Origin of the sequence: Akkermansia sp. AE01SA01, from assembly GCF_036417395.1 — a bacterium.
GTDB lineage: Bacteria > Verrucomicrobiota > Verrucomicrobiia > Verrucomicrobiales > Akkermansiaceae > Akkermansia.
On sequence record NZ_CP143890.1, the window covers coordinates 2,052,440 to 2,078,990 of the forward strand.

24 protein-coding genes and 3 tRNA genes are annotated in these 26,551 nt (G+C 52.3%); 23 read left to right on the top strand and 4 right to left on the bottom strand.

Annotation, left to right across the window (positions count from 1 at the left end; all coding sequences use genetic code 11):
• Positions 1-29: 29 nt before the first annotated feature.
• The 5 genes from V3C19_RS08240 (at position 30) to V3C19_RS08260 (ending at position 5,569) form a co-directional block, all read left to right on the top strand.
• Complete coding sequence (locus V3C19_RS08240; protein WP_295933956.1) at positions 30-833, top strand: TIGR00282 family metallophosphoesterase; 804 nt, start codon at positions 30-32, stop codon at positions 831-833.
• Positions 834-1,009: 176 nt separating this feature from the next.
• Positions 1,010-1,804 carry a tRNA threonylcarbamoyladenosine dehydratase gene (locus V3C19_RS08245; RefSeq protein ID WP_295933951.1) on the top strand — a complete coding sequence of 265 codons (795 nt, stop codon included), beginning with the start codon at positions 1,010-1,012 and terminating at the stop codon, positions 1,802-1,804.
• On the top strand, positions 1,801-2,316 hold the full coding sequence (locus V3C19_RS08250; RefSeq protein WP_130083822.1) for a hypothetical protein: 516 nt from the start codon (positions 1,801-1,803) through the stop codon (positions 2,314-2,316). The genes V3C19_RS08245 and V3C19_RS08250 overlap by 4 nt, the downstream gene beginning before the upstream one ends.
• Positions 2,317-2,420: 104 nt before the next feature.
• Positions 2,421-2,506, top strand: a tRNA-Leu gene (locus tag V3C19_RS08255).
• 1,221 nt (positions 2,507-3,727) lie between these two features.
• Positions 3,728-5,569 (top strand): hypothetical protein, encoded by a 1,842-nt coding sequence (locus V3C19_RS08260; protein ID WP_295933946.1) that lies wholly within the window; start codon positions 3,728-3,730, stop codon positions 5,567-5,569.
• A gap of 47 nt (positions 5,570-5,616) precedes the next feature.
• Here the strand turns inward: V3C19_RS08260 and V3C19_RS08265 are convergent, their stop codons facing one another.
• The 3 genes from V3C19_RS08265 to V3C19_RS08275 all read right to left on the bottom strand — a co-directional run bounded on the left by V3C19_RS08265 (position 5,617) and on the right by V3C19_RS08275 (position 8,283).
• Positions 5,617-6,561: a P63C domain-containing protein gene (locus V3C19_RS08265; RefSeq protein ID WP_295933943.1), complete on the bottom strand. Its 945-nt coding sequence runs from the start codon at positions 6,559-6,561 to the stop codon at positions 5,617-5,619.
• A 6-nt stretch (positions 6,562-6,567) separates the two neighbouring features.
• On the bottom strand, positions 6,568-7,503 hold the full coding sequence (locus tag V3C19_RS08270; RefSeq protein ID WP_295933940.1) for an IS1595 family transposase: 936 nt from the start codon (positions 7,501-7,503) through the stop codon (positions 6,568-6,570).
• 123 nt (positions 7,504-7,626) lie between these two features.
• Entirely contained in the window at positions 7,627-8,283 is a 657-nt protein-coding gene (locus tag V3C19_RS08275; protein ID WP_295933937.1) for an outer membrane beta-barrel protein, read from the bottom strand.
• A 174-nt stretch (positions 8,284-8,457) separates the two neighbouring features.
• Between V3C19_RS08275 and V3C19_RS08280 the strand changes: the two genes are divergently transcribed.
• The 3 genes from V3C19_RS08280 (at position 8,458) to V3C19_RS08290 (ending at position 9,854) form a co-directional block, all read left to right on the top strand.
• Positions 8,458-8,808, top strand: a complete 351-nt coding sequence (locus V3C19_RS08280; RefSeq protein ID WP_295933934.1) for a hypothetical protein — start codon at positions 8,458-8,460, stop codon at positions 8,806-8,808.
• 187 nt (positions 8,809-8,995) lie between these two features.
• Complete coding sequence (locus V3C19_RS08285) at positions 8,996-9,256, top strand: hypothetical protein (RefSeq protein ID WP_130083850.1); 261 nt, start codon at positions 8,996-8,998, stop codon at positions 9,254-9,256.
• Between the two features lie 91 nt (positions 9,257-9,347).
• A complete protein-coding gene (locus tag V3C19_RS08290) occupies positions 9,348-9,854 on the top strand; it encodes an 8-oxo-dGTP diphosphatase (RefSeq protein ID WP_130083851.1) in 507 nt (168 codons plus the stop codon).
• Between the two features lie 183 nt (positions 9,855-10,037).
• Here the strand turns inward: V3C19_RS08290 and V3C19_RS08295 are convergent, their stop codons facing one another.
• A complete protein-coding gene (locus tag V3C19_RS08295) occupies positions 10,038-11,177 on the bottom strand; it encodes an autotransporter outer membrane beta-barrel domain-containing protein (RefSeq protein ID WP_295933931.1) in 1,140 nt (379 codons plus the stop codon).
• 393 nt (positions 11,178-11,570) lie between these two features.
• Here V3C19_RS08295 and kbl point away from each other — a divergent pair, with 393 nt between their 5' ends.
• The 15 genes from kbl (at position 11,571) to thiS (ending at position 26,547) form a co-directional block, all read left to right on the top strand.
• The gene (gene kbl / locus V3C19_RS08300; protein ID WP_130083853.1) at positions 11,571-12,770 is read left to right on the top strand and encodes a glycine C-acetyltransferase; all 1,200 of its coding nucleotides are present in this window, start codon (positions 11,571-11,573) and stop codon (positions 12,768-12,770) included.
• Positions 12,771-12,785: 15 nt separating this feature from the next.
• Positions 12,786-15,419 (top strand): SUMF1/EgtB/PvdO family nonheme iron enzyme, encoded by a 2,634-nt coding sequence (locus tag V3C19_RS08305; protein ID WP_295933922.1) that lies wholly within the window; start codon positions 12,786-12,788, stop codon positions 15,417-15,419.
• 142 nt (positions 15,420-15,561) lie between these two features.
• Positions 15,562-16,332, top strand: coding sequence for a ParA family protein (locus tag V3C19_RS08310; protein WP_130083855.1), 771 nt, complete (start codon positions 15,562-15,564; stop codon positions 16,330-16,332).
• 100 nt (positions 16,333-16,432) lie between these two features.
• A complete protein-coding gene (locus tag V3C19_RS08315) occupies positions 16,433-19,165 on the top strand; it encodes a protein kinase (RefSeq protein WP_130083856.1) in 2,733 nt (910 codons plus the stop codon).
• Positions 19,166-19,265: 100 nt separating this feature from the next.
• Entirely contained in the window at positions 19,266-19,844 is a 579-nt protein-coding gene (locus V3C19_RS08320; RefSeq protein ID WP_295934121.1) for a hypothetical protein, read from the top strand.
• Positions 19,845-19,852: 8 nt separating this feature from the next.
• Complete coding sequence (locus tag V3C19_RS08325) at positions 19,853-20,686, top strand: hypothetical protein (RefSeq protein ID WP_302387721.1); 834 nt, start codon at positions 19,853-19,855, stop codon at positions 20,684-20,686.
• Positions 20,683-21,531, top strand: a complete 849-nt coding sequence (locus V3C19_RS08330) for a hypothetical protein (RefSeq protein ID WP_295934124.1) — start codon at positions 20,683-20,685, stop codon at positions 21,529-21,531. The genes V3C19_RS08325 and V3C19_RS08330 overlap by 4 nt, the downstream gene beginning before the upstream one ends.
• A gap of 140 nt (positions 21,532-21,671) precedes the next feature.
• The gene (locus V3C19_RS08335; RefSeq protein ID WP_130083860.1) at positions 21,672-22,532 is read left to right on the top strand and encodes a hypothetical protein; all 861 of its coding nucleotides are present in this window, start codon (positions 21,672-21,674) and stop codon (positions 22,530-22,532) included.
• A 29-nt stretch (positions 22,533-22,561) separates the two neighbouring features.
• Positions 22,562-23,395, top strand: coding sequence for a hypothetical protein (locus tag V3C19_RS08340; protein ID WP_130083861.1), 834 nt, complete (start codon positions 22,562-22,564; stop codon positions 23,393-23,395).
• A 16-nt stretch (positions 23,396-23,411) separates the two neighbouring features.
• The gene (locus V3C19_RS08345) at positions 23,412-24,278 is read left to right on the top strand and encodes a hypothetical protein (protein ID WP_295934128.1); all 867 of its coding nucleotides are present in this window, start codon (positions 23,412-23,414) and stop codon (positions 24,276-24,278) included.
• Positions 24,279-24,304: 26 nt separating this feature from the next.
• On the top strand, positions 24,305-25,117 hold the full coding sequence (locus V3C19_RS08350; RefSeq protein ID WP_130083863.1) for a hypothetical protein: 813 nt from the start codon (positions 24,305-24,307) through the stop codon (positions 25,115-25,117).
• Entirely contained in the window at positions 25,114-25,959 is an 846-nt protein-coding gene (locus V3C19_RS08355) for a hypothetical protein (protein WP_130083864.1), read from the top strand. Before V3C19_RS08350 ends, V3C19_RS08355 begins: the two co-directional genes overlap by 4 nt.
• A 103-nt stretch (positions 25,960-26,062) precedes the next feature.
• Positions 26,063-26,137: transfer RNA gene (locus tag V3C19_RS08360), tRNA-Cys, on the top strand.
• A gap of 23 nt (positions 26,138-26,160) precedes the next feature.
• Positions 26,161-26,236: transfer RNA gene (locus V3C19_RS08365), tRNA-Glu, on the top strand.
• A 98-nt stretch (positions 26,237-26,334) separates the two neighbouring features.
• The gene (thiS, locus tag V3C19_RS08370) at positions 26,335-26,547 is read left to right on the top strand and encodes a sulfur carrier protein ThiS (protein WP_130083865.1); all 213 of its coding nucleotides are present in this window, start codon (positions 26,335-26,337) and stop codon (positions 26,545-26,547) included.
• Positions 26,548-26,551 lie beyond the last annotated feature (4 nt).

Here is a 26,551-nt window from a genome sequence, read left to right on the forward strand (position 1 = left end):
AAAAGACCGGGCAGATACCGTTCCCTTTCATGATAACCATACTATTTATAGGCGATGTGGTCGGAGAACCTGGACGCACCGCCTTGAAGCATGCGCTCCCCGGACTCCGGGAAACGTACGGAGCGGACTTTGTCGTGGTCAATGGGGAAAACGCCGCCGCCGGGCGCGGCATCACGCCCAGGCTGGCCCAGGAACTGCTGCAGGCCGGAGTGGACGTCATCACTACCGGAGACCATGTCTGGGACCAAGTGGAACTAGCCCCGTGGCTGAATTCCGAACCGCGCGTGCTGCGCCCCGTCAATTATCCCGAAGGCACGCCGGGGCACGGCAGCGTCGTGAGGGAGACGGCCAAGGGAAAAGTAGCGGTCATGCAGGTCCAGGGGCGCTCCTTTATCCAGCCGCCTCTGGAAAACCCTTTCCTCATCTCGGAAAAGGAGGCGCAAAGACTGAGAAACGAAGAACGCGTCCAGGTAATCCTGGTGGACATGCATGCGGAAACCACCAGTGAAAAAATCTCCACCGGGTACAATCTGGACGGACTGGTTTCCGCCGTCATAGGAACCCACACCCATGTGCAGACGGCGGACGAAACCATTCTGGAACACGGAACGGCCTACCTGACGGACGCCGGCATGTGCGGTCCCGCCATCGGCGTGCTGGGGAGGGAGCGGGAATCCATCCTCAAGCGGTTCCGCACCTCCATGCCGGCCAAATTCCCCGTAGCGGGCTGGCCCGTGCGCCTTTGCGGCGCGGTCATCCGTGTGGATGAGGAGACCGGGAAAGCCCTGGATATCATCCGCATCAGCCAAATCGTGGAAAAACCGGCCTCCTGACCATGTACAACGTGACTCCCAACCTGATGCCGTCCCCATTCATGGTTCTCTGCGGATATTTCCGCAAAGACATCATTCCGTGTTACTCTTCCGGCGCCATTGCAGTCACTCCTGAAAAGCAGAAAGGGCCGCTTGTCCCCTCCCCTGGCCTTCATCCCTGATTTACACACGACGCCATGAACTATGAAGCCAGATTCGGCGGCATAGGCCGCCTATACGGAACCAGAGGACTGGACACCCTCCGGAACTCCCGCATGGCCGTCGTCGGCATTGGAGGAGTAGGATCCTGGGCGGCGGAAGCGCTGGCGCGGTCGGGCGTGGGTACCATTATCCTGATGGACCTGGACGACCTTTGCATTACCAATACCAACCGGCAAATCCACGCGCTGGGAACAACCATCGGTCAATCCAAGACAGAAGCCATGGCGATCCGAATCAGGGATATTAATCCCGAAGCGGAAATCATCACGCTGGAAAATTTTTATACGGAAACTAACGCGAAAAAGCTTTTTGGAACCGCGCCGGACGTCATTATTGATGCTATTGACTCCCTCTCTCCCAAGGCACACCTCATCGCCTCCTGCTACCGCAGCAAACATTCTCTCATCACCTGCGGGGGAGCCGGAGGACGGACGGACCCGTCCAAAATAGAAATTGCGGACCTCTCCCGGACGAAGGGAGACGCCCTGCTCTCCAACCTGCGCTCCAAACTTAAAAATGACTATGGCCTTCCGCTGGGAGAAAAAAAACGCAATCTGAAAATCCCCTGCATCTTCTCCCAAGAAACGCCCGTCTACCCTACCTGTGATGGAGAAACCTCCTGCTCGCGCGATCCCGGCTTTCAGGGGAAAATGGGTTGTGACGCCGGTTTCGGCTCCATCACTCACATCACCGGCACCTTCGGCTTTTTTGCGGCATCATCCGCCATAAAAATGCTTCTGAACAAAAAAATACCATCAGTACAACCATGAACAAACGCCTGCTTCCCCTCCTAGGGGCCGTCATCCTTCCCATGCTCAGCCAGTGCAATTCTCTGGAAAAGGACATAGCCGCCATCAATGCCCGCAACATGGAAATAGCCCGGGAACCGAGGGGAAGCTACTTCGTAGGCCGTCGCTACCACGTACCGTCAACGCGCTTCTGGGGCTACCTGCGCCAGCCGGGCCAGACTTGGAGAACGGCCCAGCTCGTCATCATGGACGAAAGCGCCTGCCGCACGCCGGACCGGCTGCCGGAATATGCCGGGAATCCGCGCTATGCCTATGACAACAATTATGAATACAGGGTGTATGGCAAATACACAGGCAAATACGGTTACGAGCCCAACTCCAATTTGAAACTGCCCATCTTCAAGCCAACCCGGTTCGAACCCATCAACACCAATCCCGGCTGGCTCTTCAAACCCTCGGAAAAATATGACACCAAGGCCGTCACCCTGCGCCCGGCCATCATGCCCGTGGCAACCTCCCTCCCGGTCCGGTAAAAGAAGCTGCCTTTAAAAAACGGAACCAGCAGGATAAAAAAGAAGAAAAAAGCTTGATCTATTCGCTTCCGTGAGCTAAAAACTTCCCGCCTTAAGGCACCCATGCTCGGGTGGCGGAATTGGTAGACGCGCTAGACTAAGGATCTAGTGGTGATAAACCGTAGGGGTTCGAGTCCCCTCTCGAGCACCAACATTTTCATACCGCAAGTTGTTGATTTTCAGCGCTTGCGGTTTTTGTTTTCTTGAAAGTGCAAGATATTAAAACGGTTTTTAAAGGCATTATCTTACAGGTAGAGGGTGTGGATTGGGGCACAAAGAAGCCCTCTCCCCGTTGTAACCAAGCATAAATGCTTGAAAAGGGTTGTATAAGGTTGAAAATCCTCAAATTTGCTATGTTATTGAGGCTAGATGGAAGGGTGACAGGCATAGTTGTCGCAATAAATAGGCAAAAGGTCAATTGTCTCCTATGAGACTCCTGCTGCATGCCGTTGGCTGATATCCGCGTACGTACCGCGAAAGGCCCGCGAGGGAACCGCGGTCATTAGGCGGAGGCTCCCAACCTGTTCTTGATTATACGGATATTCCCGGGAGATAGGTCTATACTGTGGCTGTACTCAATGGTTCTTCAGCCAGACGTGTATTGTTCGTTAGTTTTTTGACGCCAAGTTCTTTCATTACCAGCATCTCAGCATTTCCGGGGATATTCCCAGTTCTTTTATCAGTATCGAAATTCCCGGTTATTGCTGAGGCAGGGTTCTACGCATTTACGTTTGAACTCTTCGCCGTAATGTGTTGCGGTTTCCTTTGGTTCAGGATTGCGGTTCTTCTTTCAATCCTGTCCAGGTTCTGGCCATCCTTTCATCCAATGGAGATTCATTTTGAATTGATTCTCCATGCAATTCCTGCTAGCTTTATTTGATTACATGGAGTTTTTTTTGTCCAAGCAGTTCGGGACTCTTCCTGTCAATACACGTATCCTTAAGTCTGCGCTTAAGGAGTACAAAGCTCCTATGGCCAAAATATTCCTCCTGCAGCCAAAAGGCGTCACTCTCAACCTTTGCCGGAATCCTTACCCGTATCTTCCCGAACAAGGGGAAAGCACCCATTCGCGCGAACTTGTCGCGAATCATCTTTTTCATCCCACCCACGTTTCCTGTGAAACGGTATTATCCCAGGCAGGAGTGATTCCGGAACGGGTAACTCCCCTCAAGTCCTCCTGCAGGAAGCGGAGCAAGGTGCTTGACAACGCGACAAGCCTTTACAATGGTGGCCTTCTTCAACAAAGCCGCTTTTTACGGAGGAACATGCCTTCGTAACTTCCATGGGTTGATCACTTTTCAAAGACAGGGACGGAAAATACAACAACAATCAAACTAGAATAACCTTCACTTTTTCATCAAGGAGCCGGGCTATGTGCTTTAAAAATATTATTTTTCCTATTGCTGCCGCAGCATCGCTGTTTTTTTCAACTGAAACCGATGCGAAAAATTCCGACATTCTAGATACGCAAAAAATTGAAATGTCATTGAAGCAACAAGAAAAAAACTTAACTGCAACACAACGGGAAGCATGGAATTTTTTTAAAGAAACAGACGATTATAAACGCATGCTGCCATCCCTGAAAACTTGTCTGCAATTAAATAAAATTTTTTCCAATCCACGCATGATTTATGTTCCGGGCGACAATTTTACCATCATGATTTACAAGCCCAACAAAATAGTACGCGTTCACACATCTCATATTACGCCGGATATTTTTATTCCCAACCATGAAATTTCTCCAAAATATAATAACATTTCTGCGGGTTATGTGGTGCGTCCGAAAGGGGGAATAGCTACTGGAACGGACAAGGATGTTGATCTATTATATCAAAATATCAATCAGAAGATTCACTATCTCGTAACTTTTACAAAACCGAATACAAAAAATAACTCTTACCAATATAATTCGAAAGGGAGCTTCATTGCTCCTCCCGCTTTATATACGAAATCTCTTTCAAAAAAGGAAAAAGAGAAGATAGGCTTACATGAAAGCGAAAGCGAAGATAAAATTAATAATATTTTGGGACGCATTTTAACAAAAGAGCAGATCCTGGAATTGAACGGCACACAAGCTTATTGCCAATTTTGGTTTTCTCCACTGTCACATTACAGTGTTGGTAAACGCGCGTACGATTTTTTCAGTGTTGCACAAATCACTTCGTTGACAAAAGCGGAACAAGTACAGATTCAAGATGCCATCAATGACACTTTTGCCCGTATTTTAAACCACGAATTTTCATCACTCCCTCAAAAAATAAAAAAATTGTCTTTGTATAAAGAAGCTCCGCAAGAACTGGACATTCTCATCGCTCAATTAAATACGATTAATGAAGCACTTAGCCAGGGAGGGATCTTCAGCGGAAACCAAATGATTTCTATTGCCCATACTACGGTTATGGACGATATTTTATCAAAAAACAAGACGGCGATTAATACAGACAGGAAGAGTGAGAAAAGAACAAATCCCCCAATTGTGAAAACTGTGGGAACAGAAATTTCGTATAACATTATTTCAGATGATATTCCCGTCGTTCCAACACAAAAATCTTTTCTTCAAGATGCAAAAGAAATCCAAAATTACATGGAATTCCCGATACCAGACACAGTTTTGCGCACACAGCGTACCTTATCAAACGTACAGGATAGTTTAAGTCAGATTATGACGCTTTTGTATACTTATCAAATGCCAAATTTGAATAAGAACGACCTCAAAGCAGGAAAATACGGGGGTTACGTCATTGAATTGCCCGTTTTACTGCATAATAGAAAAGGACGGATTACATTACAAGAAATGCGGCTCGTACAAAAAGTCGATAACCCGATAATGATCGGCATTAACGACACGCTTGGACGCGCTTGGAGATTTAAGGAAGTCATTAACGCGAATCCGAAAGAATGCTCTATGCAGCGTTTATCCAAAGTATTGGCGAAATATAGATTGAAAGATTATGATTATTCCTTTTTAGTTATTTCAAAAAGCGGTCCCCTGACTGATGAAGAAGCCACGGAAACGGCTTATCTGATTAAAACGCAAATCCGCGCTGCTTTTGAATCCTCGCTTGCGAATGTTCAAAAAAATGTGACACGCTTGAATATTTACCGTGAACCCGAAGGGAAAACATATATCGACGTTTTGGTGCAAAAAATTGCCGCCTTTGAACAGCTTGCAAAAAAAACAAGCCTTTTATTTGGAACCTATATACTTAAGTAGCCAACAGCTAAAACCCCTCTGTTGTTTCACAGAGGGGTTTTCTTATATTATTTATTATTTTCTGGCAAATACATTGTAAACTGTACAGCTTTTTTTCCATAGTGTAACGCAACTTTTTGTCGTAACTCATGCATATCCTTACATGTTTTTGCCATGCCGATAACCTCGTAACATCTAGACACTAATTGCCTAACACCTATGTTTTCAGTTAATTGCTGATGCCATCTAATACCTGGTTCTGGTTTGTGTGACTTTAAATACTGTGCTACATCTTTATCAAGGGTGTCATATATAAGTTCTGTAACGAGTTTACCCCACCATTTAGGTCTGCTTTGTAGAGGAGTTGCCCAGTTCGTAAGTCTACCAAATTCTTCCCAAAGCTCATCTGGAAACGTTTTTTCCCATGCTCTAAATTCCTCCGCGATAAAGGCACGCAATTTTACTTGTAAAGCATCTTCAGCGCGCTCGTATTGATAGCCTGTGGCTTCATCAATTAATGCATCTAAGCCAATTCTAGTTAGGCCAGAAGTTAAAACAGCACATTTAATTGCAATTTCTCTCTGTCTGTCTGTTAAGGTGGCATTTTGATACAAGGCTTGAACATATCCTCGACAAATAAGTTCAAAGTGTTCTGTTGTTAAACCTTTGCCTTTGAACTGTGTTCCTGGTATTGAAAATTCAATAAGTTCGGCAAGGACAGAATCCTTATTTATAAAGGGTTTTAAAGCAGAAACCCCTATAAATTTGGCAAGGTCTCCTGATTCAGCATTAGCTATAGCTTTTACTGTTGCTCCAAGAGAAATTACTCTTACGCCAGTATCTAATACGTAGCAATCTAGCTCGTCTCCCCCTAAGTCAATTTTACCGCGCCATTTAGCAAAGGGAGAAGTAAGACTACTCACTCCATCTTTACGTTCCATTACTACGGCATCAACAACCTCGTCTAACTTAGCAGTTATAGGCTGAATTTCTTCTTTATTTTTACCTGTCATAATTCGTTAATTAGTTAATTGTTTATAAGAAATATGTTTTCCGTACATCATTTCAAAAGTTCTGTCAATAAAATTCATTGTTTCCCAAGATTCGGTATTATGTCTGAAAGCGAATTCTTGAATGTAGCGTTCAAGATGTTTGGAACTCATAAAATGGTAAATGCCGTAATATCCGCGCTTTAGTAAAGCCCAAAAGCTTTCTATGCCGTTAGTATAGGCTTTCTGGTTAACATATTCACCTACGGAATGGTTTACGGATAAATGATTGTATTTGTTTAAACCTCGATAGGATTTGAAGTCGTCGGTATAGACTGTTGCCCCAACTACAACATTATCTTCAATGAAACCATGAAGAGTTTTGGCAGTTACGTCCGGGGCATGTTTAACAACAACTTCTCCATTTCGTTGTTTTATACCGATAACAACCGCTTTTCCTACACTACCCCTGCCTTGCCTAAGTTTTTTCTTAGAATGCTTGTTGCTTTCCTTGCCGCCAATGAAAGTTTCATCTACTTCCACTTCTCCATCAAGTTTATCAGAATGAGAAGAATCTGCGGTTTGTCTATTCAACCAAGCCTCCCTGATTCTCTGGGCTAAAAACCACGCTGATTTTTGCGTGATACCAAGTTCTTTCGCCATCTGAGTAGAAGGAATACCCTTCCGAGAGGAAGTCATCATGTAAATAGCAAGAAGCCATTTCTTAAGAGGAAGCCGCGATTCTTCTAAAACCGTTCCAGTTCTGATAGAGAAATGTTTTCGGCATTCTTTGCATCTATAAGGCATCGGCTTATGATTTTTGCATTCGGAAATTTTATGGCTTCCACAATGAGGACAGGCAATCGAGCCATTCCATCTCTTCTTTTCCAAATAAAGACGGGCGGCTTCTTCATCTGGAAACTTCTGAAAGAAATCGTATATGCTGACTATCTTCATGATGTTCACCTCCTTGTTTATCCAAAGAATAGCATAATATCATGGGTAGTCAAGTATTTTTGGCTAGTTAAGTTCTGAATATACCCCCTTCCCCGAAAGGAAGGAGGTCAGTTAATTCACCGCCGAAGGGGATTAGAAGTTCCAACTGAACCCAATTTCTACAGCATGAAATGGGTCTAATCCTTTAAAAGAGAACATTTCATATCCGATTTTAAAATCAGTTTTTTCTCCAACAGCAAAGGAAAAACCTACGGAAAGAGCATATGTGAACGCTGTTCCTGAATCAGAAGCAAGAACACCTGAGGAACTACCAGTCGCTACCCCTCCGGGAGTGGAAACTGCATAGGATGAAGAACCTCTAATTTCTGCATAGCTCCAAGCAATCCCCGCCTTACCTCCAAGATAAAAGCTGGCTTTTTCAGATAAAGGAAGATTCAATGTATAACCCGCTAAAACAGGCACGATTTCACGGAAGCACTTGTACCCCATATAGGTATGTTCTCCTCCCATATACCCGGAAGTCAAAGATAACGTATGATATACGCTTCCTGAATCAATGTTGGCATGGATATCTAGAAGGCCGCCAAATTGATTCGGTTCCCCTTCTTCTGTTGCCCATGCGTGCATACCAGTAAGGCTAACTCCAAAAGTGGAATCGTATTTCTGGAAATAGGAAGAACTATAATTTCCTCCTACCCTATAATAATCCCAAGGGTCATTGGATGCTTGGGCCGAAAAAGCACAGGATAATAGGCCTAATGCACACGTTATAAATAAGTTTTTCTTCATGGTCGTTTATGGGTTGAAGTCATAATGAAGTCACGCTTGCCAACAAAGATTCCCGCTTGAGGGTCTCAATTGTGAATCGCAATAATCATCATATGCGAGTTATTAGCATAACAAATGCGAACAACACAAGCTCTTTCTTTCTATGAACTGGGTTCTATCAGATAATCAAATGGCATGTTTACGAGCAATTCCAAGCCTGAACCGGACTATGTGGACACTAAAAAATTAGGCCAATGGCTCAACGAACATTCCATTAGCCGTGCCGAAATAGCCAAGGCCCTTGGAGTCCAAACCACCGTGGTTCATAACTGGTTTGCCCGCCAAAGAATCCCTAAGAACGTACAAGGCTCATTGCGTCATTTGATGAGTGCCGATTATCCTTCGGAACTGGAATCTCAAATTGCCGTTCGAATGAAAAACTCTACTCTGAACAAGGCAGTCAAGAGGGCCGTCAAGGAGGGGCTATCCGTGGAAGAGTGGATTTTGAGGGCGGTGGAAGAAAAATTAGAAAAGGGTAATTACTAGCAGTCACCTAGAAAAGATGGCGGCTACTTAAGTATATAGGTTCCTTTTATTTGATTACAAGGACGCTCAACTCCCCTCCTCCCTTGCTCAGGAAAAAATTCTGAGCAGTATTAATAACAAGACATCCGGAATTTGACGGATCCGGGCCAGATAGGGCGGCCGCAAAACATCAGATCAATAACATCAGATGGCTGATTTGCACAATGGGTCATCTATTCTGAATACGTCTAAAAACAATTATATTAACCTCATCCATAGTCCAGATGGAAGTGCAATTCCCGTCACTTTTCAAGGAGCATTCGACAAGGAATATTTCCTAGATTATTTGAATAATCATCTCATCGCTCATCTGCGCATGAAAAATTATGGAGTAATGGGTAATTTGAGTTCTCACAGAGTCGATGAAGTGAACGATTCGGTTGTTCATCCAAAGTATTCCGGAGATTGACGCCGCGGGCAATTTGACCGTTTCCCTACTCATTATGCATTTATTCCGTATTTTTCTTCATGCCGGTCCTTCAATCCTGTAGCATGTGCCCATGCAAGAGAGAAGCAGCGGCTTTCAATGGCCCGCACCGTGGACCCCGGATATTCTCGCTACCCTGATGTTTGTGGTTCAGGAGGGAAAGATTCTTCTGATACGCAAGAAGAGGGGCATAGGAGCGGGGAAAGTGAACGGCCCCGGCGGCAAGTTTGAGCCGGGGGAAACGGCTCTTCAATGCGTTCTGAGGGAAGTCCGGGAAGAGCTGCGGATTAACGTAACAGACGCGCGGGAGATGGGCGTGTTGCATTTTTCCTTTACCTGCAGGACCATTCCGGAAATCCTCTGCCATGTGTTCATGGCTTCGTCGTTCACGGGCACTCCTTCGGAAACGCCGGAGGCAGAGCCTTTTTGGTCTCCCGTAGAGGAGATTCCCTACGATCTCATGTGGCAGGACGACCGGTACTGGCTTCCCGCCATGCTCGGAGGGAAGCGATTCCAGGCGTTTTTCACGTTCGATGGCGATAGAATGCTGGATTATTCCCTCGAAACGGAAGAGGAATAGCCACCCCGTTTCAATTACTCCCGGGTATCCGGCTTTCCGTTCGCAGAAATACGGGGAAAGAAGCGGTTGCCACGAGGCGCACCCGGCACTTCGGCGTTTTTTCCTCCTTTCCCTCCACGTTCCCGGCATCAGCAAAAGGTATTCCGCGCTCCTCCATCTCCACGGTGAGGGACACGAAAGACGTCAGAAGACTACGGCTACGCCCAATGCCGCCCGGTGTTCCGTGCAGGATTCCCGGAAACAGGCCTGATAGGAGGCATAAATGGAGAGGTTTTCGCTGCACACGAAGCGCGACAGGAATTTGGCCTTGAAGGCCTGGCGTGCCGGAGCGTATCCTCTGCCTCTGTACCGGGACTCATAGACGGTGTCGCCGTCCCACCAGATGTCGTTGAAGGTATGGTGGGGATTGTTGCGCCATATGTCCGGGCAGTAGCTTCCGGAAATGGCATTGGTCCACATCATGCCGTTGGAGAAGCGGATGGCGTGTTCCAGCGTCACTCCCACTTCAAGCGCCAGATTGTCGAACGATCCGCGGTTTTCCCACCTGGATTCCCTTCTCCAGTATTCATCATCATCATCCCACCACCAGGAAGAGTCATAGCCTTCGTCATCATAGTCGTCCTTTTTCACTTTGTTAGAGGCATGCACATAGCTCATCTTGGCGAAAGGCGTGATACTGAAGGACCTGGAGACTTCGTAGCGCCATGCGGCCGACAACGCGACGTTCCAGGTTTCCGTATCCCATGTGGAGTTTTCGTAGTTCATGCCGTGGTGGGCGCATTTGTTGTCGGTATTGCCGAATCCCATATTCATGGACAGAAGAAGATGGGATTTTCTTCCGGTCTGCCTGTACAGGGCTCCGTAAATGTTGACCATCATCGTATCCTGGTCAAATTTGTCGCCTTCCAGAAATCCGGCGGGATGGTCCGCCATTTCCTTGATGTTCTGGGTACCGGACATGAAGCCCAGGGACAGGCCGAGCAGCCTTCCCCTTCCACTTTCGGATGCGCAGTAGTCATAGCCCAGGGCTCCGCCGCCGGCCGAATAGTCGAAGGCGGGATGCTCGTTCCTGACACTGGCATTTCCGAAGCTTCCCATGCCGCTGAACCAGAAACGCGATTTTTTGCCGTCCTGAAAACGGTGCACGCCCATCTGGGAGTCGATGGCGTCAGAAAAGGCCTGCATGTGGCCCGTAGCCGCCCAGAGGGAATCCAGAGTGGTTTCAGGGCCGCTGTCCGGGAATTGGTTGACGGACTGGGCGTGCAGCAGGGAGGCACACCCGGCGGCGCTCAAACACCATGCATATAAGAAGGATTGTTTCATGACAGGTATAAATGTTTTTGTTTAACAGGTTTGACGAATCAGCAAGGTTGCTACCCGGAAAGCGCAGTAAAATGACGGTTTTGTTTATCCCGGCTTTTTTCAGAAAAAATTTACCTCTTTTTTCCCGCAGGAGATTTCCCGGCAGGAACGGCGGCAATGGCTTTCTGGCTGCCCCGGAAGCCTCAGTTCCATGTCTTTCATGTTCTCCAGGGAAGTCTGTTGAGCCCGGAATACGGCTCTATGCGTCAAGCGCACCGCCGCTTGCCCGGACATTTCGGCGAACCGCTTCTTTAAGCTTTTCCTTCCGGGCCGTTTGTGGTATGGGTGCGGGAGCAATGGCGCAGTCTCCTGCCCTTTTATTTGCTGACTGTTTCAATTCATCCATTATCTGACATGTATACCCCCGAGTTCAAGAATATCCTGACGACCACGCTGAACGGCCTTCGCGAAGAAGGCCTGTACAAGGAAGAACGCTTTATCGCCTCCCAGCAGTATTCCCAGGTAACACTGAAAGACGGCCGCTCCGTCATCAATATGTGCGCCAATAATTACCTTGGCCTGGCCAATAATCCGGAAGTGATGGAAGCGGCCAAGAAGGCGATTGACCAATGGGGGTTCGGCATGGCGTCCGTCCGCTTCATCTGCGGTACTCAGACCCTGCACCGCCAGCTGGAGGAACGCCTTTCCGAATTCCTGGGCACGGAAGACACAATTCTGTTCCCCTCCTGCTTTGACGCCAATGGCGGCCTGTTTGAAGGGCTGCTGACTGCGGACGACGCCATTATTTCCGATTCCCTGAACCATGCCTCCATCATTGACGGGGTACGCCTCTGCAAAGCCAAGCGCTTCCGCTACGCCAACAACGACATGGCAGACCTGGAAGCCAAGCTGCAGGAAGCGGATGCCGCCGGCGCCCGAGTCAAACTGATTTCCACGGACGGCGTCTTTTCCATGGACGGCATCATTGCCCAGCTTGACAAGATTCACGAACTGGCGGCCAAATACAACGCCATCGTCCATTTCGACGACTGCCACGCCACGGGCTTCCTTGGCAAGCGGGGACGCGGGACGCATGAGTACCGCGGCTTGTTCGGCAAGATAGATATCACGACGGGGACACTCGGCAAAGCCCTGGGCGGCGCGTCCGGCGGCTACGTTTCCGGCCCGAAGGAAGTGGTGGACGTCCTGCGTCAGAAGGCGCGCCCATACCTGTTTTCCAACAGCGTGGCCCCGGCGATCGTAGCCGCGTCCATCAAGGTGCTGGACCTTCTGGAAGGTTCCACGGAAGCGCGTGACCGCGTGGAAGCCAATACCAAATATTTCCGTGACGCGATGACCGGCGCCGGCTTCACCATCGGCGGCAAGGATCACCCGATTTCCCCGGTGATGCTGGGGGATGCCGTCCTATCCCAGCAGTTTTCCGCACAGCTCCTGGACGAAGGCGTGTATGCCGTAGGCTTCTTCTATCCCGTGGTCCCCAAGGGACAGGCACGCATCCGCACCCAGATTTCCGCCGCCCACACCCGCGAACAGCTGGACAAGGCGATTGAAGCCTTCTGCAAAGTAGGCAAGAACCTGGGCATCATTTCCTGATTTCCCGGCCTGCTCATGACTTCGGACGCATCACCCGTACCCGGCGGCAACCTGCCGACACTGCCCGTGAAACGGGTGGTGCGTCCCACCCCTTCCATTCCTGACCATGAAGTGGTTCGCCAGATCGGCAGCGGAGCGTATGGTGAGGTCTGGCTGGCAAAAGCCCTGACGGGCGCGTGGAGGGCCGTCAAAATCGTCTGGAGGGAGGATTTTGAGGACGAACGGACCTTCAACCGGGAGTTTGAGGGCATTCTTCAATACGAACCTATCGCCCGCAACCATCCGGGACTGGTGCACATCCTGCATGTGGGCCGCCACGACGAAGGCTCCCCCTTCTATTATTACGTGATGGAATTGGGCGACGACGCCCGCACAGGAGTCCATATCAACCCGGACGAGTATATTCCCCGCACTCTTCAAACGGACAAGAAGTTTTCCGGCAACAAGCCCCTTCCCCTGGATTATTGCCTGGAGGTGGGCAGCCAGCTTGCCCACGCACTGCTGTACCTGCACAGCAAGAACCTGACGCACCGGGATATCAAGCCCGCCAATGTCATTTTCGTGAACGGGCGGCCCAAACTGGCGGACATCGGCTTGGTGGCCCATCTGGACCAGCGCAGTTTTGTCGGCACGGAGGGGTTCATTCCTCCGGACGGTCCCGGAACCCGCAGGGCGGATGTGTATGCCCTAGCCAAAGTGCTGTATGAGATCAGCACCGGAAAGGACCGCATGGATTTTCCCGAACTGCCGGATGAGTTGCCGGCAGGCACCGTGCAGAAAAAGTGGCAGGCGTTCAACACCATTATCTGCCAGGCCGCGGAACCGCGCGTGGAGGAGTGCACGATCGATTCCGCGGAGGAGCTGGCGGAGAAGATAGACGCCTTGAGGGGGTACGAAGTTCCGTCCCGCTTCCGGCTTCAGAAGAAAAGCCGCCGTAAGTTCAGACGCACCTTCCAGTTGCTGGGGGCCGCCATAGCCGGCGGCCTGACGGCGTACTGGGGAGTCCTATGGCTCAACGAACAGCAGCACGCACAGGAACCGGACACCCCGGCGGAAGCGCATTCCCAACAATCCGCGCCGGAGGAAGAGTCCAAGAACGGGTACGTGCTAGTCACCAGTTCTCCGGCGGGGGCGTCCGTCTATGACGCCGACGGGAATTATCTGGATGAAACGCCTTACGGCCCCATCGAATTGCCTGCCGGCACCACCGTCGTGTACACCATCAAGAAGTCAGGATTTGCGGACAAGGAGGAAACGGGGACCGTTGCCGGAGGTTCCACGCTGGCGCTGGGAGGAATCCTGAAAGAGTACCATCCCCCCACGGACAGGCAGCCCTGGAAGGATACGGAGGGCGTTACCTATCTTCCGGCGGAGACGCGCCACGTGGCGGAGACGCCTCTGACGGCCGCCCTGTTCAACAAGTTCCTGAAGGAAGACAAGCAGCAGGGCAATTTTCAAATGCAGCGGCAACAGGTGCAGCCGGGTCATCCGGAAAAGGATCTGGCCCTGCTAACCCAGGACGGCATTACGGCGTACCTGGCTTGGCTGAACAAGAAGTGCGAACGGGAAGGGCTGCTGGGCAAGGAGTTTTCCATCAGTGCGGACCCGGGGCCACAGGGTTCCGGACGGACAGACGGACGGAACACGTACATCCTGAACGTCACCCGCGTTTTCCAGGTTCCCATCACCGTCACAACCAACCCGCCGGGAGCCAGTGTGTTTTTCAACAACAGGCTCATCGGCAGGACGCCCATTGAGGAATACGTCAACCAGGTCCCTTACGTGATTGAGATCAAACTGCCGGGGCACGCCACGATGCGGCGCAGAGGGCTTGATCCGCAGGATCTGTTCCTTTCTCTCCAGCTTGAACCGGATAAATCTGTGGTGTTCGGCGTCTCCTGGACCAACAGCCTGGGGATGGACCTGGTGCCTGTGGGGAGCAATACGCTGGCGATGGCCCATGAAGTACGCGTCAAGGATTTCCAGCAGTTCCTGAAAGCCACGGACCGCAAAGCGCCGGCCAAGCCGGGGTTCCCCCAGGAAGAGGACCACCCGGTGGTGAATGTGAGCAGGCAGGACGCGCGGGCGTTTGCCAAATGGCTCACCAACAGGGAGCGCGCCCAGGGGCTGATTGACCAGCACGATTCCTACCGCCTGCCCAAAGACGCGGAATGGAGCGCCTGGATGCAGCTGGGGGAGGAAAAGGGAGCGTCTCCCTATGAAAAAACGCTGCCGCATGACCATTCCAAGGAGGTGTTTCCGTGGGGGACCTCCTGGCCCCCGCCAAATGGAACAGGCAATTTTGCGGACCAGTCCGCCCTGATTTACCTTCCCTCCTCCCGCGTGATCGTGGACTACGAGGACGGCCAGCCCTACACCGCCCCAGTCAGGTCATTCCCACCCAACCGCCTGGGCCTGTATGACCTGGAAGGCAACGTGATGGAGTGGGTGGACGACAATTACGGAGGCCCTGAAAACCTTCCCATACGCAACCACGGAGTGGCCCGCGGCGGCAGCTATTTGTCTTTCCGCCCCAAGCAGCTCACCACCGGCATCCGCACTCCGCTGCCCGAAAACACGCGGGACGACACCCTGGGGTTCCGCCTCGTTCTTTCCTCGGAACGTCCGCTCGCCCCTTCGGCTCCCTGACGAAGAAAGCCTTTTCTCGCGGCGGGGCCGCATCATCGAGGAACGGCTTTCCCCCGGACTGCGGCTTTACTGTTTCTCCCATTCAGGAAAATGTTTGAAAGGGGAGCGCATTGTGCTACCGTGCCATTGCACCGTTTTCCTCATGAAAATCATCGCCATCGCCAACCAGAAAGGAGGAGTGGGAAAAACCACCACGGCTATCAACCTGGCCGCCGCCCTGGCCCAGTTGAAAAAGAAAATCCTCGTCATTGACCTGGACCCGCAGGCCAACGCTACCAGCGGCCTGGGCATCGAAACCCGGGAGACGGCCAGCCTGTACCCGGCCCTGCTCAACCAGATTCCTGCAGAACAGTGCATCCGGCCTTCCGGCAGAAAACGGCTGGATATCATTCCAGCCACCATGGACCTGGCCGGCGTGGAAATAGAGCTGGCGCGGGCCGGCGACCATCTGACCAGGCTCCGGGAAACGCTCGCCCCGCTGCGCAAATCCGGTTCCTATGATTACTGCATCATGGATACGCCCCCCTCCCTGGGCGTGCTGATGACTTCCGCCCTGGCCGCCTGCGATGAAGTGCTTACTCCCCTCCAGTGCGAATGGTTCGGGCTGGAAGGCCTTGCCAAGATTTTGCATGTGACCGCGCAGATTTGCGCCAGCGGAGCCAACCCCCACATCAAGCATGAAGGTGTCCTGATGACCATGTACGACGGCCGCACCAACCTTTCCCGGCAAGTGATAGAACAGGTGGGACAGCACCTCCCCAGGATGCTGTACAAGACGGTCATTCCCCGTTCCATCAGGCTCGGCGAAGCGCCCAGCTTCGGCCATACCATTTTCGAACACGATCCCTCCGGCCCGGCGGCGGAGGCCTACCTGAAGGCGGCACGGGAATTCGTCAAGCGTCACAAGTCCTGAATTCCATTCCAGCCTTCCAGGGGTGGAACAGGCATTCACCTTGACTTGCAGGAAGCGGAATAGGAAAATATCCGCAGTTTCCGTTTCCGGAATTTTTCCCATGCCAGCAAAAGAAGGCCAGACAGACGCCGCGCCCGCGACGACAGGGCAAGCTCCGCCTCCCCCTCCGGCGACAGGCCTGGAAGAGATTTTGCCCGGCAGGCCCCCTCTTCCCCATGCGGAGGAAAAGGGCGCATTTTTCGTCTATCAGCGGGAGCTGGCTCCCGGCACGCGGCTGGAGCAGTATGAAGTTCTCAGTGTCCTGGGAAGCGGAGGCTTCGGCATTACCTATCTGGCCAAAGACCTGTTCCTGAACAGGAATGTAGTGATCAAGGAGAATTTCCCCGCAAGCTGTTCCTACCGCGACCCGCTGACCGGCCATATCAGGCCCAACAACGAACACGACCTGGAGAACTACACCTGGGCCCTGAAGAGCTTTTTGAGCGAAGCCCAGACCCTGGCGGAATTGAATCATCCGGGCATCGTCAGAATCCTGTCCGTGTTCGAGGCCAACGGCACGGCCTACTTCGCCATGGAGCACATCACGGGCCTGTCCCTGGATTATCTGGGGGAAAAGCTCCATACCACCGGCCACCGCTACACGGAGGACGAGTTGAAAGGCCTGCTCACCCGCCTTCTGCGCATCCTGGAATACCTGCACGCCAGCCACATTTACCACCGGGACATCAAGCCCGGCAATATCCTGCTGACGGAACAGGGGACGCCCGTTCTCATTGACTTCGGCGCGGCGCGCCACGCCCTGAAGCTGCACACCGCCACCGTCCTGACCACCCAGGGGTACTCCTCCCCGGAACAGGCCCTGGGCAAGACGAACATAGGCCCCTGGAGCGACCTTTATTCTGTGGGGGCTACCTTTTACGCCCTGCTCACCGGGCATCCTCCGGAACGGGCGGAAGCACGGCTGTCGGAAGACACAATGCCTCCCCTGCACAGCAATCCGCATCTGATGCGCCTGTATTCCCGCCAGTTCCTGCTTTCCCTGGATAAGGCGCTGGCCCCGCAGATCAACTGCCGCTATCAGGACGCCCGGGAGTGGATCAATGACATCTGCTCCATTTCCGGAGAAGAATCCTCCGCCACCATTCAGCTGACCCGCGCGGAGATCAACAATGCCCAGCCGACACACCGTTTGGGCGCTATAAAAAGTTCAGGCAAAAAAACGCCTTCCGGAAGGGCCACGGGCACTTCCTCCGCCGTTCGCAAGCTTTCAGCCCGCACCATCAGGCGCAACCGCCAAGTGATGTACCTGCTGGTGGGCAGCGCATGCACGCTGCTGGCAGGCGCCGCGGCGTTCTACCTGCTGGATTACCTGAAACAGGCCCCCATGGGCACAACGATCAACACGATCAAGGACGCCATCCAGCAGCCTGCCTCCAACGGGCTGGAAAAACTCCCGGCCATCCCCCCGCGGGACCTGGCCTCCATCCGCATTCCGGAACTGAGAATCGCGGAAGATGCTTCCCTGGAAGAGCGGAAAACGTCCCAGTTCCAGCTCCGGCTGGACGACAGCATGCTCAGCAGTTCCAGCCTGCCTTCTCCCTTGCCGGAAGAGTTGCGCATTTCCTGCATTTACCTTCAGATTTCCTCTTCCCCGGACGGCAGGGAGGACCTCTACCTGACCATCCGGGATTCCAACGGCGTTTTGGTGGACCGCTCCCTCAACCCCATTCCCTCATTCCCGGTTCCCGGCCAGTCCACCACCACGTTTTTTTTCCCGGCCCTCCCTCTGCTGTACACGGACCGAACATACACGTATGCCTTTGAAACGGCCGCCCAGCAGCCGGTTCCCGTGCAGATGGCCTGTTTGAAGGGAGACCCGTCCCGGACGGAAGAGGTTTTCCCAAAAATCCGCATCATTGCGGCCCCGGCCATTCAGGACGAGTCCCTGCGGGAGGACCCCGCCTACCGGGAGCTGATGCGCCTGGTTTCCTCCCCGGCGTCCGGCCGCAACAGAACCGCGGAACGCCTGAAAGTGACGGCGGACAATATGGCGGCAGTGGAACAACTGTCCAGGGAAGGCTACCCCGTCGCCCAATATGCGCTCGCCAAGGCGCTGATGGCACCGGACTTTCCCGGAGGCGCCAGACCGGAAAACGGCGTGGAATGGCTTTACCGGGCCGCCACGGGAGGCTGTTATGAGGCCATGAAGGATCTGGGCGTCATGCTCATGGACATTCCGTCCTACTTTCCCGGGCTACCCCAGCAACCCTCCCTGGCCAGAAGGGATTACGCCCAGGCCGCCCGATTTCTGAGAATGGCGCTCCAGTACAGAGACCAGGAAGCCGCGTACCTGCTTTCCCTGATGTACTCCCAGGGCTGGGGAATGCCCGTTTCCACGGAACTCTCCCGCCTGATGATGGAACGGCTCAACGGCTCCGGCTACCTGACGTCCAGCCTGAACCTCCAGTCGGCCATTGCCGCCTGCTGGCTTCCCCTTCCTGTGGAAGCGGGAAGTTCCACCATTCTGAGATTCACGGTTCCCGGCCCCTTTGCCCCCGCAACGCTCAAAGGCGTAACCCTGCACAATACGTGCAAGGAGCAGTCCTTCTCTTTCAGCAAACTCAATGTGCTTCAAAACGGACGTGTCGTGCTGGACATTTTCGCCCCGCAGAAAGTCGCCCCCGGACAAAGCTCCAAGCCTATCGGCATTTCCATTCCGGAGGGATTCCTGGCGGACACCACACTGCCCCTGGAAGTGGAAATCCTGCTGGTTCCCGGCTCCAGCTGCGGCGTGGTGGAATTGCCGCTCCCGGTAGAGAAAGAGCGGCCGTGAAGAAAATCTGCTGTTCGTCAGTTCCTTCCGCAATTGTTCCAGTCCGTTCATTTTCACGAAAGCTTCTTGCTTCCGTTTGAGGAAATGCTAAAAGAGAACCATGACTCCCCTGACCTGCATGCGCCGCCTGGTTCCCCTGCTGGCGGCATTTCTGATGATTTCCTGCGGCGACCCATCCATCTCCTACTGTAAAAAGGTGGCCGATATCAATACGGAATATTCCGAAAAAAGCGACGCACTGGCGGAACGGCTACTCAAGCTGAAGAAGAATCCGACTCTTCCGGGCTTGGAGGAAAGCAGCCGGCAGGCGGCCAAGATACTGAAGGACCGGGACGAAGACCTTGCAGACCTGAGCACCAGGGACGTGGACCCGGACCTGGTCGCCTTTGTGGAGGAAGACAGGAAACTGTTTGCCCGCGGAAGGGAACTGGCGGAACACTACCAGCAGTATTTTGAAAAATACCTCAAGGGAGGCCCCGAACTGACGCCCGATCCCGTACGCGCCGCTTCCAAAATAGGCCGTGGACGCCAGGAAGTGCGCAAGATTCTCAACGCCGCACGTACTCTGGAAGAAAAAGCGGAAAACCTGCGGAAAGAAAAGTCCGCCGCCTACGGCACGGAACTTCCTCCCCTGCATTTCCGCCTGCCGGACATGAAGGAATTGCTCTCCAACCGTTAATTCCCGGCATGAAAAGCAGATGGCACTTTTGCCGCGCGGCTCTCCTGTCCTTGGCATTCCTGCCCGCGGCGCAGGCGCAGCCGGAGACAGGACCATGGGAGGCCCTTTTCACGGGAATGTCCCTTTCCCAAGGAAAAAACCGCCCGGGCATTTCCTTTTCCTTCCGGCTCACGCCTCAAGCGGGGCAGGTTCCGCTCATTCCCCTGGCCTCCGATGCATTCACGGCTACCGACAGTACCGGAAAGGCTCTTCCCTGCCTGAGCATTAATTTCTCACATTACCCGAACCCCGCCGGCACGGAAGATTATACGGTGGACATGTATTTATCATCCGATTCCCTGCCGGATGCACGGGCCACGTCCGTTTCCCTGAAAGGAGCCATTCCCGTTCTGGCGGCGGACAAAAAGCAGGCGCTTCCCTGGCAGGCAATAACCCTGGGTGGAGACGCCGTTTCCATCCCTCTGCCTGAACGGGACAGGGAAGGAAAGAAAAAAAGCATCACGGTCAAGGCCCAAGTCCATGAAGGGCTGATTCCCGTGGAAGGATTTACCTATTGGCGGCTAACCATTGCCGGGGATGAGGACATTCTTTTCCATTCTCTTTCCCTGAAAGACCACGTGGGAAAGGAGCTCCCTCCGGACGCCCGCCATCATAGCCATTTTGGCAACAAATCCGGTCATCAATGGGAAATGAATTGGTTCCATGCCATCCCCAAACAGGAAAAGACCCTGCTCATCCGGATTTTCTGCCTGTCCGGAAAGAAAACCATGAACATTCCCATGGACCAGACAATCGGGCTCGGAGGCCCGATATCTTCACCTTCCAACACTCCCACTCCATGAAATCCCTGCTGCTGTTCCTTTCTCTCTCCTGCCTGGGCGCCGCTGCGGACAAGGCGCCTCCGCCACCGCTCTGCCATCTGGAATTCAACTCCTTCTCCCTGGGAGTCAACGGTACGACCAAGGAGCCTTATTGCATCTTGTCCCTGAAGGGAAGGCCTCTGGAACACCTCAGTGTGGTCTCCATATCCAAGGAAAGGCCTTTCGATCTTTCCGTCACGGACTCCACAGGAAAAACCTATGCATTGAATCATGTTCTGATTGAGCCGGCGTGGGAAAAAGAATGGAACCGGGAAGAAGAGTTCCATCTGCGCTTTTCTCTTTCCGAATGGCCGGCGGAACATGCGGAATGGCTACGCATCCGGGGGAATGTCTCCGTGGTGTGCATCAAAGCTTCCTCCCTGGATCCGGTGGAGGTCGATCTGATTCACCCGGGAGAAACGGAAATTCCCGTTGTGGGGAATGACATCCCGCAGAGCGACATTGCGGACCCGGCACGAACGGAGACCCTGATATTATTCGTGGAGAAGTGGGAGGGTAAGGAAGAGGAAGGCTTCCAATGGAAATTCAGCCTGGGCCACCGGGACAGCTTCCCCTACTGCGGCATGGAACTGGAAGACATGCAGGGGCGGCCCATTCCCTTCAAACGTTTTACCGGAGGAATGTGCAGCGGCGGCGGAGGAACGACATGCTCCGAATTTTTCATCCTTACCCGCCCCTATGAACGACTGAAGGTGCGCATTTTACATGCCGATCCCCGCAACATTGAAATCAGGCAAGTGCCTGTTGACATCAGTGTGGGGATGGGAGGCCCCCTCAACAAGGAAAAAGTCCCTGCGGCTAAATAAAAACGTTCTTCCCGCCTCCGGCTTGCCACCAAGCGCCCTCCCCCAAACACCCCGGAGAACATGCCATGATCCAGATTTTTCCTTAGGCGGAGCTACCGGATTCCGTTGTCTGTTCCTCTCTCATCCAACACCCATTCCCTATGAAATACCTGTTGCTGTTTCTGCCGCTTTCCTGCGTGGCCGCGTCTGCTGACAATACTCCCCTGCTGCAAGGCTCACGGACGGAGTTCGCATCTTTCCTGACCGGGACAGACCACACGGAAAAGAAGAAATACTGCATGGTGACCCTGGACGGGACATACCGGGGGAAAGCCAGCATCATCCCTGCATCCGGGAAACCATTTCCCGGCCTTTCCATTACGGATTCCACGGGAAAGACCTATACGCCGGACAATATTCTGATTTCCATGAAGGCAGAAAAGGGACTGAATCAGGACAAAGAGTTCATTATCCAATTCTCGTTTTCCGAATGGCCCCCGGAAGACGCGGAGTGGCTGCGCATTCGGGGGGATGTGCCCGTCACCTGTACGGAATATTCATCCACGGATCCGGCAGAGGTTGATCTACTTCACCCGGAAGAGGTAAAAATACCTCTTCCGCAAAACAGCGCTCTGCAGGATGATGTGGCCGACCCCTCCCGGATGAGTTTCCTGACATTATCCGTGAAGAAGAGGAAAGACGTGGACGGCGGCCGGGATGGTACCGACGTCTGGGAATTCCTGCTGGCCTACCCCACCGATTTCCGGTACCGGGATTTGAAACTGGAAGACATGCAGGGACGGCCCGTCCCCGTCGGCATGCCGCCCTCTCTTTGCGGGTTCAGCGCCAGCGGGGGAGGAGGAACCTCCACCTATGAATATCTCGTTCTTCCGCGCTCTCATGAAAAACTGAAGGTGCGGATTCTGTATCTTGATCCGCGCAATTTTGAAACAAGACACGTATCCGTCGACGTGAGTTTGGGAATAGGGGGATCACTCAACAAAGGAAAAACAGAACCCTAACATAACCGCATCTTTTCAACTGAATATTTATGAAGCCCATCATCCTGCTGTTCATGATTCTTGCGGGTATTTTCCCCTGCCATGCCTCCGGTACTCCAGAAAAAACGGAGGACGGGAAGCCTGTGAAGTTTTGCGGCTTTCTGCTGGAACAAGCAGGCCGCCGCCAAAAGATTACTTTCAATTTCCTGGCGTTCTTTTCCGGGAAAAGGATACCTTTCTCGCCATCCACTACGGAAGGATTGAAGATCACGGACTCCCAGGGGAAGAGACTGCGGGTGTCACGCATTTTTGTAGATCCCGTCCTGGACTCGGAGGAGGAAAGAAAAGACAACATGGGCTGGAACGGGGCAGCCGCCATTTCCATTGAAACGGATACCCCTCCATCCGCCCAGGCCGCCTGGGTGGAAATATCCGGACACGTTCCTTTGCTGATGGCCTCGGAAGTGCGCCAGGCCCCGGTTTCCGGTCTTACCGTAAATGGAGAGGAGATTCATTTCTCCCTTCCGGAAAAAAAGGAGATCGTCGGGGATAACTCCGTCCATATCCGGGCATGCCATTATCTGGCATCATGGGGCGGTCCCCATTTGGCATGGAAGCTTTTCATTCGCGCCCCGGATTTTTTTACCATTCATTCCCTTTCCCTGACTGCACCCCAAAGAGGGAATACACCGCCTGCCTCCTATAAAAAATTCAACAGCCTCCGTCTTTTCGAGAAGACACTTCCGGAATGTTTCGTCTTCAACATTCCGGAGGAAGAAACCACTATGCAGCTCCATCTCTCCTATTTTGGAAACCTCCAGCCGGAAAAACTCCCCATCCATTGCCGCGTCAGCCTGGGAGGGGAAATTTTCCAGAACCATTGACAAACCGGCTCCCTCCATGAAAATGTCACTGTACCTGACGATTGCTTTCCTTTTTCCCTGCTCCTTCGGCGATCCGCCTCCCGCCCTTGAGGGAGCGCACATGGAATTTGAATCTCTTGAAATTATTACCGACAATGATGTTCCCTGCATGAAAATTACATGCAGCGTCACCCACACGGCAAAAGAATCCATCATGGAATTCCCGCCAAAAGCCTACCTTCTGCTGAATGTCGTTGATTCAACAGGGAAAAGACTTCTTCCCGACAATTTGATGATAGTTGGAAAAAACTTCCTCCAAGTAGATGAAGAAGATTGTCCGGACAACCAGTTCCATGTGATTCTTTTTTTCAAGGAACTCCCCGCCAAAACCGCCAAATGGATACATATCCGCGGAAATGTTCCACTTCGCTGCTGTTCCCTCTCCTCTTCAATTCCCAGAGAACTTTTCTGGAGGGATGGCATGGAGGAAGAGTTTTCCGCAATAGACAGTGAAATGGTTCCGGAAGGACCGGTAGCGGACCTGGCAATATGCAAAAGCGAAACTGTTACCCTGGGAGCGGAACTTCTGCAAACCTACAGAAATAATTCCCAATTATGGAAAATCCATTTGAGTGCCATCGCTACCTTCCGTTTTTACGGTCTGGAACTCCTTGATGAACAGGGACTTCATGTCCTCTTTTCCTTAAGGCCCCGCAGCGCTTTTGCGGGAGGGGGAGGGGCCGGTTATTCTATGGAATGCGTTTTTCCGCGAGCCTACTCACGCCTGCAGGCCAGAATTCTTTACATAGATCCCGATAAGTTTAAAAATAAAAGCCTCCCATTCAACCTGACCGTCGGCCTGGCGGGAACTCTCAGCAAGAGACAGGCGCCATCGGCCAGGTAACTGCCCCTTCCCTACGAAAATATCCTATGAAAACAACCGCATTCCTCCTGTTTTTTCTCTGCGCCTCCCTTTCGTCCCCCGCCGGGGACGGGGAAAAAGATTTGCCGCGGGACAGTCTCGTCTTCTCGGAAATGAGGATTGTCCATCAGAAAAACGACAAATCCCTGACGCTGTCCTTCAAGCTGTCCTGCTCCGGTGGAGGGGTTCCCCTGACGCCCCCAGATGCACGTGGTCTGGCAGTGGTTGATTCCACGGGAAAAAAGCTCGGCATCCGGAACGTGCGGGTCATTCCCGAATTGTCCTACGAAAATGATTCCTTCCATGCCCCGGAAGGAAAAGCGGAGCTGAGCATCCAGACGAATTCCCTTCCCAGTGTTCAAGCCGAGTGGATACGGATTTCAGGGAATATTTCCATCCCCATGGGCCGTAAGGTGCTGAAATTTCCGGCTCAGGAAATTGAATTTGAAGAAGCTCCGTCCATCATTCGGCATCCCAAAACCGGAAATCCCATCCATCTCAGGATTTCATCAGCCGGACAGGAGGCGAACAGCCCGTTGTTTTCCGTCGATATCGGAAGCAATAGTCCGGTCATTCTGCATTCCATCACTTTCCAGTATCCCGACGGAACGCCTTTTCACCCTAAAATGATGGAGATCCCTGTCAGACAAAATGCGGAAAACGAACAGCCTCTGCGTCTTATCTATTTGTTCCGGCCAAATACCAGAACCCTCCTGGTGACGCTTTCGTATTTTGATGAAAGCGGAACAACGGAAATACCTGTCAACTTCAACATCGGATTTGACGGAAGCGCCTCACCCTTAAAGAAAATGAATCCATGAAGCTCTTGTTTTCACTGATTGTTTTTTCCGTTTTCTCCCTTTCATGGGGAAAACCGATCCCCGTTCTGAAAGGAAGCGGGGTAGAACTGGCGCCGCTGGACACCTCCCGCGAGTTCCTTTTTTTCAATTTAAAGATCAGCTATCAAAATGCCCCGGCTGTTCTGGACGCCAAAAAGAAGCTGTACCTTCCGGATATCAGAATGCAGGGGGGGAATCTGGACATCCGGAATTCTTCAGGAACGCTCTTGAATATAGGATGCATTTATATCACTCTGGATTCCTACAACCGGAAGGAAGAATCCGGAACGTTCAACCTGGGCATTTCCCTGGAAACTCCCCTCCCTCCCGAAACCCGCTGGATACATATCAAAGGAGAGGTGCCACTCATGTGCTCGCACCTGTCTTCCCTTCCAGCGGAAGACCTTGCTTTGAAAGAAGGGGAATCGTGCGACATCCTCCTGTCATTTCCTCCCTTTCTTACGAACGACGATGACATAGCGAACATGGAATCCATGCACCGCGTCACCCTTACCGCGGCCCGCAAGGTGGAGAAAGGAAAATGGACCATCATCCTGTCCTATCCTGAGGAATTTCCCTATACCTGCATGGAATTTTTTGACCAAAAAAACCGGTCCATTTCCGTAAAGACGGAAAATGCCGTTTATTTTTTCGGCGACGGCACCATATCCCGTCCCATTACCTGCACTTTTCCGGAAGATTACAGCCATGTGGGCGTCAAGGTCCTGTATGAACAGAAACGGGAAATCCGGCTGATGCCCCTCGACCTCACCGCAGGGCTGGGAGGCATTCGTGAATCAAAAATGCCGCCCATGAAAAAATGAAGGGCTTTTTTCAGAAGCTTTCCGCTAAAAAACAAGGTATCTTTTCCAAAAACAAGATTGACACCGGAAGACCTTTCTCCTAGTATCCGCGCACAGCATCAGCGGCGGGGTAGCCAAGTGGTAAGGCAACGGTCTGCAAAATCGTCATTCGCGGGTTCGATTCCCGCTCCCGCCTCCAAGATGTTGCAAAAACCGGTTCAAGTCGCGTTCGTCTAGCGGTCTAGGACTCCCGCCTTTCACGCGGGCAACACGGGTTCGAGTCCCGTACGCGATGCCAGTTTTCTTTTTATCTTATTCCTTGAACAGGAACTTTTTACGCCATTCGCAAGGTATGTTTCTGGCTTTTCCGGCACGCTGTGCTATAGTGTGAACGCAATGACCGCCCAAGACAGCATTATCCTGAACGGCGTCCCCTATTTTCTGGCGGAACCCTGTTCCGTCATACGGCTTCTGGAACTCCTGAATATGAAGGGAAATCCAGTGGTGGTGGAACACAACGGTTCCGCACTCCTGCCCCGGGATTTTTCCCGTGTTACGGTTGTTCCGGGGGATACGGTAGAAGTGGTCTCCATCGTTGCCGGCGGCTGAGTTT

What these genes read in the sequence shown, in the direction of transcription:
- V3C19_RS08250 (WP_130083822.1), top strand. Translation starts at nt 1,801, where the DNA reads ATGAACAAACGCCTGCTTCCCCTCCTAGGGGCCGTCATCCTTCCCATG.
- V3C19_RS08260 (WP_295933946.1), top strand. Translation starts at nt 3,728, where the DNA reads ATGTGCTTTAAAAATATTATTTTTCCTATTGCTGCCGCAGCATCGCTG.
- V3C19_RS08280 (WP_295933934.1), top strand. Translation starts at nt 8,458, where the DNA reads ATGTTTACGAGCAATTCCAAGCCTGAACCGGACTATGTGGACACTAAA.
- V3C19_RS08295 (WP_295933931.1), bottom strand. Translation starts at nt 11,177, where the DNA reads ATGAAACAATCCTTCTTATATGCATGGTGTTTGAGCGCCGCCGGGTGT.
- V3C19_RS08240 (WP_295933956.1), top strand. Translation starts at nt 30, where the DNA reads ATGATAACCATACTATTTATAGGCGATGTGGTCGGAGAACCTGGACGC.
- V3C19_RS08325 (WP_302387721.1), top strand. Translation starts at nt 19,853, where the DNA reads ATGAAAAGCAGATGGCACTTTTGCCGCGCGGCTCTCCTGTCCTTGGCA.
- V3C19_RS08345 (WP_295934128.1), top strand. Translation starts at nt 23,412, where the DNA reads ATGAAAATGTCACTGTACCTGACGATTGCTTTCCTTTTTCCCTGCTCC.
- V3C19_RS08355 (WP_130083864.1), top strand. Translation starts at nt 25,114, where the DNA reads ATGAAGCTCTTGTTTTCACTGATTGTTTTTTCCGTTTTCTCCCTTTCA.
- V3C19_RS08320 (WP_295934121.1), top strand. Translation starts at nt 19,266, where the DNA reads ATGACTCCCCTGACCTGCATGCGCCGCCTGGTTCCCCTGCTGGCGGCA.
- V3C19_RS08350 (WP_130083863.1), top strand. Translation starts at nt 24,305, where the DNA reads ATGAAAACAACCGCATTCCTCCTGTTTTTTCTCTGCGCCTCCCTTTCG.
- V3C19_RS08330 (WP_295934124.1), top strand. Translation starts at nt 20,683, where the DNA reads ATGAAATCCCTGCTGCTGTTCCTTTCTCTCTCCTGCCTGGGCGCCGCT.
- V3C19_RS08340 (WP_130083861.1), top strand. Translation starts at nt 22,562, where the DNA reads ATGAAGCCCATCATCCTGCTGTTCATGATTCTTGCGGGTATTTTCCCC.
- V3C19_RS08335 (WP_130083860.1), top strand. Translation starts at nt 21,672, where the DNA reads ATGAAATACCTGTTGCTGTTTCTGCCGCTTTCCTGCGTGGCCGCGTCT.
- V3C19_RS08275 (WP_295933937.1), bottom strand. Translation starts at nt 8,283, where the DNA reads ATGAAGAAAAACTTATTTATAACGTGTGCATTAGGCCTATTATCCTGT.
- V3C19_RS08290 (WP_130083851.1), top strand. Translation starts at nt 9,348, where the DNA reads ATGCAAGAGAGAAGCAGCGGCTTTCAATGGCCCGCACCGTGGACCCCG.
- thiS (WP_130083865.1), top strand. Translation starts at nt 26,335, where the DNA reads ATGACCGCCCAAGACAGCATTATCCTGAACGGCGTCCCCTATTTTCTG.
- V3C19_RS08310 (WP_130083855.1), top strand. Translation starts at nt 15,562, where the DNA reads ATGAAAATCATCGCCATCGCCAACCAGAAAGGAGGAGTGGGAAAAACC.
- kbl (WP_130083853.1), top strand. Translation starts at nt 11,571, where the DNA reads ATGTATACCCCCGAGTTCAAGAATATCCTGACGACCACGCTGAACGGC.
- V3C19_RS08245 (WP_295933951.1), top strand. Translation starts at nt 1,010, where the DNA reads ATGAACTATGAAGCCAGATTCGGCGGCATAGGCCGCCTATACGGAACC.
- V3C19_RS08305 (WP_295933922.1), top strand. Translation starts at nt 12,786, where the DNA reads ATGACTTCGGACGCATCACCCGTACCCGGCGGCAACCTGCCGACACTG.
- V3C19_RS08315 (WP_130083856.1), top strand. Translation starts at nt 16,433, where the DNA reads ATGCCAGCAAAAGAAGGCCAGACAGACGCCGCGCCCGCGACGACAGGG.
- V3C19_RS08285 (WP_130083850.1), top strand. Translation starts at nt 8,996, where the DNA reads ATGGCTGATTTGCACAATGGGTCATCTATTCTGAATACGTCTAAAAAC.
- V3C19_RS08265 (WP_295933943.1), bottom strand. Translation starts at nt 6,561, where the DNA reads ATGACAGGTAAAAATAAAGAAGAAATTCAGCCTATAACTGCTAAGTTA.